Genomic DNA, 12,034 nt, shown 5'->3' with positions numbered 1-12,034 from the left:
TTATGATTGACTATGATGTTGTAATTATTGGTGGCAGTCTTACAGGGCGCTATGCAGCGATTCTGGCGACTCAACTTAACGCTAAAGTTGCGCTAGTAGAACCTCCGCAACAAACGATTTTTCATAATCTTTTGACACCTCATGCATTGGCTTATCTAGGGAAACACCAGCAGCTTGATGCCATGCTATGGGGAATGACTGCGGACAATAAAAACGCTGTGCAGTGGGCAGATATATCACCGCAAGTTAAAGGTGTCGTCACCGATGTAGAAGAACAATATTCCCCTGCTGTTTTAGCTGCGTTGGGAGTTGATCTGATTTCAGGTGTTGGACAGTTTGCGCGATCGCCTGCATTAACTTTTAGCGTGAATCGGCGTCAACTGAAATCGCGCAGTTATCTACTTGCTACAGGTTCGCGTCCGATTATCCCCAATATTGAGGGATTGCAAGCAACAGGTTATTACACTATCGCAGATATTTTACTCGTACTCAGTGCTAACCCACCAACTCAATGGGCGATCGTTGGCGGCGATCCATCGGGAATTCAAATGGCGCAAATCCTGACACGTTTTGGTTTAGATGTGACTTTGATCGTTCAGCATTCGCATATCTTACCCCAAGAAGATCCGGCAATTGCGCAACTGATTCAAGCAGCGTTGGAAGCGGAAGGCGTGCGGCTTTTAACAGAATCACCTGTCACTCAAATCAAGCAGATACAAGGTAAAAAATGGATGCAAGCGGGTAATCAAGCAATTGAAACCGATGAGATTTTATTGTGTGCTGGACAACAGCCGGATTTGGCGCATCTCAACTTAGAAGTTGTCGGTGTGCGATCGCATCGTCATCGTTTAGTCGTAAACGCGAAACTGCAAACAACACATCCTCGAATCTATGCTTGTGGCGAAGCAATCGGCGGCTATCCATTGACGAACGTTGCGCATTATGAAGCGGCGATCGCCTTAAAAAATGCGTTGGGTTTGGCGCGCGATCAGGTCGATTACAGTAGCATTCCTTGGGCAATTTTTTCCGATCCGCAGTTAGCACGAGTCGGACTTACCGAAACGCAAGCTCGACATCTGTTCGGTGATATAGTGGTGCTGCGTCAGTATTTCAAAAGCGTCGCCGCTGCGCAAATCGAGATAGTAACAACGGGAGTTTGTCAAGTCGTACTTTTACCTAATGGAGAAATTTTAGGTGCGACTATTGTCGGTGCTTACGCCGCAGAATTGATTCATGTTTTCAGTTTGGCGATCGCACAGCGTATCAAAATTAATAAGCTTGCGCAGCTTGCTCCGATTTATCCTAGTTTTTCAGAAATTTTCGCTCAGATCGCGGCGTTAGCGTACCAAACACACTTAAACCGTGCTTCAATTTGGGATAAGATTTTAACGACTTTCCGCCGTTGGTGACTCATGGACTTCCTGCATAAAAAGAAGTGCGAATAAATTCGCTACTAGATGAGCCTTGTCCACCTCTGTTAGGAGTGACACACTTGCCCCCTAAATCCACGCCACGTGCTACAGGGCGCGGACACACCCAATCTTAGAAGCGGAATTGATTCAACTGCGTAGGTTCTAAATTACATAGCAATTGCAGGGCTGCTCAGAACATGATAGCAGAAAGCAATCCTCTGATCGCTGACCCCTGCTATAGTGTGCGCTCGTCAACTTCGTTTGAGTAGCCCCGAAGGGAGTCGAAGGGCATCTATGATTCACGCAGGAAATTTAAGGCTCTTGTTCTTCCCCAGATAGAGAGGGGCGAGGGATTTAGCAGTCTGCTCCGCACCTGTTAACAATTCGCTAGACTGAAAGAATTCCTTATCTGCTGAAACTTCCCTGTGTCGCTCTTGAGAATAGGATCTCTGGGATTAGTTGCCAGGTAGATTTCCAGTGAATAGGCAACATCATCAGCTAAGAATTATGAGTAGCAAGCAGTTTAGACAATATATTAGAACGATCCAAAAGCAAATTGCACAACTGAAAGAGGAACCCGCGAGCGATTGGAGCGAAATTGCGGAGGCACTTGACGGGTTGCAACTGATTCATGAGGAGATGCAGACAAATTTGGAAGCAGCCGAGGTTGTTGAGCAAACTCTTCTTCAGCAAAATCAGCAAATCGCTGCGGCGTATCAGTATTATTACAACTTGTTTCAAACTTCACCGATCGCCTACTTAGTGACAGATGCCAATGGCTTAATTTTGGAAGCAAACCAAGCGATCGCCCAATTGCTAAAAGTGCCGCAACGCTATCTATTAGGCAAACCACTAGCGGTTTATGTGGCAGAAGGAGAACGCCGCGACTTTTATACCAAGCTCAATCGATCCCAAAATAGCGACATCCAAGTTTGGCAGATGAATTTCTGCCCGCGAGAAGATGCTCTGCTTGCCGTTGAGTTGTATGTTAGTACAGTACGTAGTGATGCTGGCTCGATTGAACTGCGGATTGCAGTGTACACCAGAATTCAACCTCAGGAAACGACTCGCTCGCAACACCTGAACCCAGAAGCAATCCAAGCAGAAGGAACGATACTCAAGTCGCAATTACCGCAGTCGCTTGACGGTTTACGGGTACTCGTTGTCGATGACGAACCGGATGTCCGTGAATTTATCACAGCGATTTTAGAGCCTTATGGCATTGGTGTAAGGGCAGTTGCCAGTGCAGCCGCCGCGTTAGAGGAGTTAGAACAATTTCATCCTGATGTGTTGGTGAGTGACATTCGGATGCCTGGTGAGGATGGGTACAGTTTGATTCAGCGAATCCGCGCCTGGGAAGCGCTTCAGGGAGGGCATATTCCAGCTGCTGCAATTACAGCTTATCTAGACGAGGATCGAGAAAAAGCTCTGAGTGCTGGGTTTGAGGCACATTTGCACAAACTAGCGCAACCCACCGATTTGATTAAGATGGTGGCGCAATTGGCTGGACGAACTTAAAAGATGTTGACTCAGTTTTAAGTATTCAATGAAATCTTGAACAGCCAAATATATTGTCACAGCGAGGACCAGGTATGACGATAACCTCTGAACCCCAAAGCACCTTGGCTGAAACAATTTTTGCAGGGGGTAGTGAAATGGGAGCGTTGATGCGATCGCACGATTGGTCGCAAAGCGTGCTTGGTCCTGTTGAAACCTGGTCACAAAGCTTAAAAACGGGAATTCAGATTATCTTAGGCTCTCGTTACCCAATGTTCATCTGGTGGGGGCAAGACCTAATCAACTTCTACAACGATGCTTATATTCCCATGTTAGGAAAGCGGCATCCCAAAGCTTTAGGTGAATCGGCGAGTGATATCTGGTCAGAGATTTGGCACATATTGAGTCCGCTAGCAGATGATGTGTTGGAGCGCGGCACACCATCCTGGAATGAAGAATTCCTAGAGATTATGGAGCGCAATGGCTATCGAGAGGAAACCTACTTTACTTTTTCCTACAGTCCCATTAGCACAGATGACGGTGGCGTGGGGGGAATTTTTTGCGCCTGCACCGAAGACACCAGGCGAGTATTAGACGATCGCCGCCTGCGAACGCTACGCGAATTAGGTGTAGAGACAGCCCATGCTAAGACAGTAGACGAAGCCTGCCAGATTTCCGCTACTGTATTAGCCAATAACCCCCGTGACATTCCCTTTGCGCTGATTTACCGCCTCGACAAAGACCGCCAACAAGCTCAACTTGCGAGTACGGCCAATTTAGCAATTAACACGACTGTTAGCCCCAGTATCATCGAACTTTCTCGAATCAGTGAAACATCAGATTGCTGGTCGCTCAATTCGATTTTAGCCGCTGGAGAAATCCGCGTGATTGACCATTTAATTGATCGCTTTGGAGCGCTTCCAGGCGGCGCGTGGGATGAATCGCCCAACAGTGCGATCGTCCTGCCCTTGACCCGACCTGGACAAGAACTAGGAGTCTTGATTGCTGGTATTAGCCCGTATAGACCGCTTGATGATGATTACCGAGGCTTTTTTGAACTGGTTGCTGGACAGGTAACGACAGCGATCGCCAATACCTTAGCTTACGAGGAAGAACGTCAACGCGCCGAGGCTCTAGCAGAATTAGACCGAGCCAAAACCACCTTCTTTAACAACGTTTCTCACGAGTTTCGCACCCCGCTAACCCTGATGCTGGGTCCTGCTGAAGATGCTTTAGCAGATCAAAGCAATCCCTTGCCGCCGCATCAACGACAGCGCCTTGAAGTTATACAGCGTAACGGGTTACGCCTGCTGAAACTGGTCAACACCCTGCTCGATTTCTCGCGGATCGAAAGCGATCGCTTGTCTGCTGTTTATGAACCGACGGACTTAGCAACCTTTACAGCTGAATTAGCCAGGGTGTTTCGCTCCGCAATCGAACGGGCAAATTTGCGCTTCATCGTCGATTGTCCACCGTTGCCTGAGCCGGTTTATGTTGACCGCGAGATGTGGGAAAAGATCGTTCTCAATTTGATTTCCAATGCGTTCAAATTTACCTTGACAGGCGAGATTACAGTTAGATTACGCCTAGTCAGCGATCGGGTTGAGCTTGCTGTAAAAGATACAGGCATCGGGATTCCAGCCGCAGAAATTCCCCATCTGTTTAAACGATTTCATCGCGTCAAAGGGGCACAGGGACACACGTTTGAAGGATCGGGGATTGGTTTATCGCTGGTGCAGGAATTGGTGAAACTGCATGGTGGAACGATTCAGGCAAGCAGTATTGAGCAAGAAGGTAGTTGCTTCACAGTATCGATTCCGCTCGGCTCGGCGCATCTTCCCCAAGCGCAGATTAAAGCAACTCGAACGCTAACGTCAACAGCAACCGAAGCAATTTCTTATATAGAAGAAGCGTTGCGGTGGCTACCCGAAGAAGGGGTCGAGGAAAAATCTTCTACTCGCCCCCAACCTCTAGCCCCTAGCTCCTCTTCGGCGCGCATTCTCCTTGTGGATGACAACGCCGATATGCGCGATTACCTGCGGCAGTTGTTGAGTCAGCACTGGCAAGTCGAGACAGCTGCCAATGGCGCGATCGCCTTAGCGACGATCCAAAACGATCCGCCTGATTTGGTGTTGAGCGATGTCATGATGCCAGAATTAGACGGATTTCAATTACTGCACGCACTGCGATCCGATCCGCAAACTAAAAGTATTCCGGTCATTCTGCTATCTGCACGCGCGGGGGAAGAAGCGGCGATCGCAGGATTGGAAGCGGGAGCCAACGACTACCTAGTCAAACTCTCTGCTCGCGAACTAACGGCACGTGTTAATACACAGTTACAAATGGCACGCCTGCGCCAAGACCGATCCGCTAACCGCTTCAAGAATGAATTTCTCATGACCGTGACGCATGAACTGCAAGCCCCGCTAGCAGCGATTCTTGCTTGGACACGCTTATTGCAAAGCCAACTGTTTGACTCCTCTAGGGCGGCACGGGCGCTAGCCACAATCGAGCGCAATGCTACAGTTGAAGCCAAACTCGTGAAAGATTTGTTGGATGTTGCCAGCATCCTCGCTGGTAAGTATCAATTACAGCCTCAAAGCGTTGAGCTAGTTGCTCTCACAAAAAAAGTTGTTGCGATGTTGCGTCCGACGGCGCAGGAAAAGCACATTCAACTCGTCGAGACGTTGCCAGCGACAGCGATCGCCGTTTCTGGAGAAGGCGATCGCCTTAAACAAATCATCAATAATTTACTGTCCAATGCAATCAAATTCACACCTTCAGGAGGACAGGTAGAAGTGAAATTAGAAGTAATGAATAATGACTCATCAGTCTTTGGTAAAGATAGCAAGCAATCAATGACCACCTGCGCTCAAATCCAAATCAAAGACACTGGCATCGGTATTGCGCCTGACTTTCTTCCCTATGTTTTTGATCGCTTTACACAAGCTGAAGTTCCCAGCCGTCACGCGCCTGGTGGTGTGGGTATTGGACTTGCGATCGCGCGTCTTTTCGTTGAATTGCACCAGGGTACGATCGAGGTAGCGAGTGAGGGAGAAGGACGAGGAGCAACATTTACCGTTAGGCTGCCATTAATCAACGCTGATGCCCAAGGGCGGGAGTGTTAAGTGCTATGCAACGACCTCAGCGCGAAACCGTTACCCTGGACGACATTTTAATTACCGAGGAGTTGTCGCAGCGACCAGATCGTCTCCCCAACTTGCTCGCCGAAAATCAGGCATTGCATACCTTGGCACGGCAATTGGTGCATCAGCCAGAAACAATGCTCCAAACCTTAGTTGACATGGCACTCGATTTATGCAGTGCTGGAACTGTAGGAGTAAGTTTGCTGGAAGCCACGGCTGATGGCGAAGTTTTTCGTTGGACTGTATTAGCCGGAACATTAGCACAATCCGTCGGTGGTACTATTCCCCGTAACTTTAGCCCTTGTGGAGTTTGTCTTGATCGCGGCACACTTGTACTTTTTGCCCATCCCGAACGGTATTTCACCTACTTTCAAGCAGCTAATACCCTAATTGTCGAAGGTTTAGTATTGCCTTTGATTGCAGATAACCATGTTCTCGGTACAATCTGGATCATGTCGCACGATTCTACTCGACATTTTGATTCGGAAGACGTGCGGGTGATGACGAGCCTGGCAGATTTTACGGCGGCTAACTTGCATCTGCAACAGCGACAAACTCAGGAATTACTCGCAAAGAATGCCCAACTAGAGGCTGAGATTATTGAACGCAAACGCACCGAAAAGACGGCGCGAGAAGCAGAAGCGTATTTTCGGGCGATCGCCAACTTAGTCCCCGATATGCTCTGGCGCAATGACGCTACAGGCAACACGAGTTGGTATAACGATCGCTGGCTCGACTACACTGGGCAAACGCTGGAAGAAGCGCAGGGCTATGGCTGGCTCAAGGTGATTCATCCGAGCGATCGCGCTCAATCCCTCACCAATTTTCAGAACGCGGTGGATCAGCGTCGTCCCCTGCGCCAAGAACACCGCATCCGAGGTAAAGATGGCAATTATCGCTGGTTTCAAGTCCAGGCGGAGCCAACTTTTGATGCCGATGGGCAAGTGACTCAGTGGTTTGGAGCCGCGATCGACATTCACGAACAGCGCTTAATAAATGAAGCATTACGCGAATCGGAACAACGCTTGCGGGTGCTGGTTGAAAATCTGCCAGGTGGGGCAGTGTTTGTCGTTGACCGCGATTTGCGCTATCTACTTGCTGAAGGCGAAGCGTTGGCTGTCGCGGGATTTAAACCTGAAGATCTCATTGGGCATACAATTTTCGAGGTGATGCCGCCCGAATTAGTGCCAAAATACGAGGCAATGTACCAAAAAGCTCTCTTCGGTGAGTCGTTTGAGCATGAGCACAACGCCCACGATCGCACCTACATCTCGCGCGGAATGCCGCTGCGGGCTGAAAATGGCGAGATTTATGCGGTGCTTGCGGTCTCTTATGACATTAGCGATCGCAAACAAGCTGAGCAAGCCCCGCGCGAATCCCAAGCCCGCTTGCAGTTGATCGCCAACCTCGTTCCCGACCTGCTGTGGGACAGCGAACCGAACGGCTCGACCAACTGGTATAACCAGCGCTGGATGGAATACACGGGGCAAACCTTCGAGCAGGCGATCGGCTGGGGTTGGAGGGATGCCATTCACCCAGACGATCGCCAAGGGTCAGCGCGGCGTTACCGGGAAGCCGTCGAACAGGGGATGCTGCTCTTACAGGAACACCGCATTCGTCGGCATGATGGAACCTATCGCTGGTTCGTCGTCAAGGCTTCGCCGCTCAAGGATGAGAGTGGCAAGGTGATCAAGATGTACAGTGCGGCGACCGATATTCATGAGCAACGGGTTGCCCTGGAAACATTACGCGACGAGTCGGAAGCGAAATATCGAACACTATTCACATCAATTGATGAAGGCTTTACCCTGCTGGAAATGATTCCCGACTCGTCGGGTCATCCCGCTGATTTTCGGATTGTGGAAACGAATCCAGCCTGGGAGCAACAAACTGGCTTAACCGATGCAGCCGGCAAGACGCTGTTGGAAATCGCCCCCAATTTGGAACAGCAGCTACTTGATTTTTACAGTGATGTCGTAATTTCCGGCAGAGGGAGGCGTACCGAATACTACACAGCCTCCACTGACCATTGGTATACTGTCTATGCCTCGCGGATTGGCGGTGCAGGGAGCCGTCACCTTGCTGTGGTGTTCAACGATATCAGCGATCGCAAACGCTCAGAAGAACAATTGCGCCGCGCGGCTGACATGGATGCCTTTCGAGTCAAGTTGTCGGATGCGTTGCGATCGCTCACAGATCCCGTTGAAATTCAGGCAGAAGCGTGCCGTCTCTTGGGCGAACAGTTGGGCGTTGACCGTGCCTACTACGTCGAAGTCCACGAGGCGGAGGGGTACGCCCGCGTCAATCGACATTATTCGCGTGGCGACTCGCCTTCGATCGTCGGAGAGTACCCGCTGGCGGAATACGGGTGGAGTATGCAAATTATGCGAAGGGGCGAAACTATCGTTGTTGCAGATACGCAATCCTCAAACCTCGTTCCCGATGCTGAACGGGCAGCGATGGCGATGCTCCAAATGGTTGGGTTTGTTGCCCTGCCGCTGATCAAGGGAGAGGTATTAGTCGGTGCACTCACCTTGAACGAACCCACGCCCCGCGAGTGGACAGAGGCGGAAGTTGAACTGGTGCGTGAAACCGCCGAACGCATTTGGGCAGATATCCAACGCGCCCATGCTGAAACTGCTCTGCATGAATCGGAACAGAAATACCGCACTTTGTTCGACTCGATCGATGAGGGGTTAGCCATTGTTGAGATGATCTACGACGACCAGGGCGAGATCGTCGATATCATCTTCCGCCAGGTGAATCGCGCCTACGAACGTCATGGTGGCGTTTACAATGTCGTCGGGCGTTCGATCTTCGACGTTATCCCCAGCGTCGAGGATTACTGGCTCGACCTGTACAATCGGGTTGCGAGAACCGGCGAATCCGTGCGGGAAGAAAACTATCAGCAGGACGTTGACCGCTGGTTCGATGTCTACTTCTCACGCATTGACGATAACGGGCGCTTTGTTGCGATCGTCTTCTCCGACATTAGCGATCGCAAACGCGCAGAGCAAACGTTGCGTGAACGCGAGGCTCGGCAGGCGTTTCTGCTGAAATTGGGCGACACGCTGCGTGCGGAACCCGATGCAAACTCCGTAGCGAACCGAGCGGTTCGGATGCTTGCCGAACATCTGCACCTCGATCGCTTTTGGCTGAGCGAGGTGTTTGAGCAGCAGGACATTTCCACAGTCGGCCCAGAATACCACCGACCGGATCTGCCCCCGATGTCGGGTGTCTTTCGGCTGTCGGATTACCCCGAAACGATGCGGCAGCTTGCGACCCAGCCGATGGTCATCCACGATGTAACCAGCAGTGCCTTCTCGGAGTTTGAGAAGGCACTGCTGGACCAGTTGCACCTGCGAGCACTGCTGATTGTGGCATTGCGAAAGGGGCAACACCAAGTCATCTGGGCAATGGCAGCCGCCATGACCACACCCCGTCACTGGAACGAGTCTGAGCGGGTGCTGCTGGAGGAAGTCGGCGAGTATGTCTGGGCTGCCATAGAACGCGCCCGCGCCGAAGCAACCCTACGAGAATCAGAAGCGAAATATCGATCGCTGTTTGAGTCAATTAACGATGCCTTTGCGCTGCTCGAAGTGCTGTATGACGATGACAATAGACCCATCGATTGCCGCTTTTTAGAAGTCAGTCCCTCGTTTGAGACCCAAACTGGATTGCCCCAGGCTCAAGGCAAAACCTTGAGAGAACTCATCCCGTCTGTTGAGTCAGATTGGTTTGAACACTACCATCAGGCGCTTGTCACTAACGCCCTGGTTCACTTTGAGGTGTACCAGGAGTATCTCAATATCTGGTTTGAAGTCGATGTGTTGCCCTATGGCAATCCACAAGATCGACAAGTGACGATCGTTTTCCAGAACATCAACGATCGCAAACAAGCTGAAGCCGAACGACTGCAACTTATTCGAGAACAATCTGCCCGCGAACAAGAACACCAACGCGCCGAGACTCTGGCAGAACTTGATCGCGCCAAAACCCTCTTTTTCAGTAACGTCAGCCACGAATTTCGCACACCGCTAACGCTGCTATTGGCTCCATTGCAAGATGCGTTAAGCGATCGCACTCATCCCCTGCTTCCCATTCATCGGGAACGCCTAGAACTTGCCCAGCGCAACAGTTTGCGCCTGCTGAAATTAGTCAATACGCTCCTCGACTTCTCGCGCATCGAAGCCGGACGCATCGAAGCCGTTTATGAACCGACTGATCTATCAAGATTCACCGCTGAGTTAGCTTCAGTATTTCGTTCGGCGATCGAGCAAGCAGGTTTACGGCTAATTGTCGATTGTCTACCGTTGCCTGAACCTGTGTATGTCGATCGCGAAATGTGGGAAAAGATTGTCCTCAATCTGATCTCGAATGCGTTTAAGTTTACGTTAAACGGTGAAATCAGAGTTAGCCTTCATCCCGTCAATCATCACGTTATTTTTGAGGTTCAAGATACTGGAACCGGAATTGCGCTGGAAGAATTGCCGCATTTGTTTGAGCGATTCTATCAAGTGCGGGGAACACAAGCGCGATTTCATGAAGGATCTGGCATTGGCTTAGCGCTTGTACGCGAACTGGTGCAATTACAAGGTGGAACCATTAACGTCAGCAGTACGCCTTGTCAAGGAAGTTGTTTTACAATTACGCTGCCTTTTGGAGTAGAACACTTACCGCAGGAGCGGATCAAAGCATCGCGTACGCTCACGTCAACCTCAGTCGAGGCGACTGCTTACGTGCAAGAGGCAGAACTTTTGCTTCCCACTAAAGAGGCGAGTGTTGAGTTCTCAGTGTTAAGTTCTGAGTTAGAAAAAAACTCTTTAACTCAAAACTCTCAAACGGCTCGCATCCTTTTAGTGGATGACAATCCAGATATACGCGATTACCTCACTCGCATCTTGAGCAAACACGCTCAAGTTGCAGCCGTTGCAGACGGAGCAGCAGCGCTGTCATCGGTGCAAGCACAACTTCCAGATTTGATCCTCAGCGATGTGATGATGCCAAACTTAGACGGCTTTGAATTGCTGCAAGCTTTGCGATCTGATCCGCGTACTAGAGAAATTCCGATTATTTTGCTATCTGCGCGTGCAGGAGAAGCAGCGATCGTCGAAGGATTAGAAGCAGGTGCAGATGACTACCTCATCAAACCCTTCTCAGCACAGGAACTCGTTTCTCGCGTCAATGCTCATCTCCACATGGTACACCTGCGCGGGGAAGCACTCCAGCACGAACGAGCCATCAATCGCCAAAAAGACGAATTACTCTCCACGGTTTCCCACGAACTGAACACTCCCCTCGTGTCGATTCTCGGTTGGACGCGCTTGCTGCGGAGCAAGCCCCCCAGTACATCCGTGTTAGCGAAGGCATTAGACACGATCGAGCGCAATGCCACATTGCAAGCCAAGCTCGTTCAAGACTTGCTGGATATCTCGCGCATTACCGCAGGCAAACTGCGATTGAGGTTAGAGCCGATCGAACTGGAATCGGTGATTGAAACGGCGATCGCCGCAGTCTTGACTGCGGCGATCGCGAAAAGCATTCGTGTAGAATTCGAGAAACCCACTGATGAACCAGCTATTGCGAGTAGTGCGAGTACCTGGGTTTTGGGTGATGCAAATCGGCTCCAGCAAATTGTTTGCAATCTACTAACTAATGCAATTAAATTTACCCCATCAGGGAGCATTACGGTTGAACTAGCAAGGATTAAAGGTAAAAATTCTGATGTCTCGTTTGCTGAAATTCGCGTCATCGACACTGGCATTGGCATCGCTAGTGAATTTCTTCCTTATGTCTTCGATCGCTTTCGTCAAGCCGAATCAGGTTCAGCCGGTGGATTGGGACTAGGACTTGCGATCGCCCGCCATTTAGTCGAACTTCACAACGGCACGATTTATGCTGAAAGTGCCGGAGAAGCGCAAGGAGCAACTTTCATCGTCAGACTACCGCTTTTAAAAACCAGTAACTCATAGTTGCAGA

At 50.2% G+C, this 12,034-nt stretch carries 4 protein-coding genes; all 4 read left to right on the top strand.

What is annotated here, in order from left to right; genetic code table 11:
* Nucleotides 1-2 precede the first annotated feature (2 nt).
* The 4 genes from GLO7428_RS13555 (at nt 3) to GLO7428_RS29045 (ending at nt 12,027) form a co-directional block, all read left to right on the top strand.
* A complete protein-coding gene (locus GLO7428_RS13555; RefSeq protein ID WP_015189123.1) occupies nt 3-1,409 on the top strand; it encodes an NAD(P)/FAD-dependent oxidoreductase in 1,407 nt (468 codons plus the stop codon).
* A 510-nt stretch (nt 1,410-1,919) separates the two neighbouring features.
* A complete protein-coding gene (locus tag GLO7428_RS13550; protein ID WP_015189122.1) occupies nt 1,920-2,930 on the top strand; it encodes a response regulator in 1,011 nt (336 codons plus the stop codon).
* 74 nt (nt 2,931-3,004) lie between these two features.
* On the top strand, nt 3,005-6,037 hold the full coding sequence (locus tag GLO7428_RS13545; protein ID WP_015189121.1) for an ATP-binding protein: 3,033 nt from the start codon (nt 3,005-3,007) through the stop codon (nt 6,035-6,037).
* Nucleotides 6,038-6,042: 5 nt separating this feature from the next.
* On the top strand, nt 6,043-12,027 hold the full coding sequence (locus GLO7428_RS29045; RefSeq protein ID WP_015189120.1) for a PAS domain S-box protein: 5,985 nt from the start codon (nt 6,043-6,045) through the stop codon (nt 12,025-12,027).
* Nucleotides 12,028-12,034 lie beyond the last annotated feature (7 nt).

Source organism: Gloeocapsa sp. PCC 7428 (assembly GCF_000317555.1).
GTDB lineage: Bacteria > Cyanobacteriota > Cyanobacteriia > Cyanobacteriales > Chroococcidiopsidaceae > Chroogloeocystis.
This window is presented reverse-complemented; position numbering and strand designations above follow the sequence as displayed.

Coding starts and splice junctions, on each gene's coding strand:
- GLO7428_RS13550 (WP_015189122.1), top strand. CDS start 1,920: ATGAGTAGCAAGCAGTTTAGACAATATATTAGAACGATCCAAAAGCAA.
- GLO7428_RS13555 (WP_015189123.1), top strand. CDS start 3: ATGATTGACTATGATGTTGTAATTATTGGTGGCAGTCTTACAGGGCGC.
- GLO7428_RS29045 (WP_015189120.1), top strand. CDS start 6,043: ATGCAACGACCTCAGCGCGAAACCGTTACCCTGGACGACATTTTAATT.
- GLO7428_RS13545 (WP_015189121.1), top strand. CDS start 3,005: ATGACGATAACCTCTGAACCCCAAAGCACCTTGGCTGAAACAATTTTT.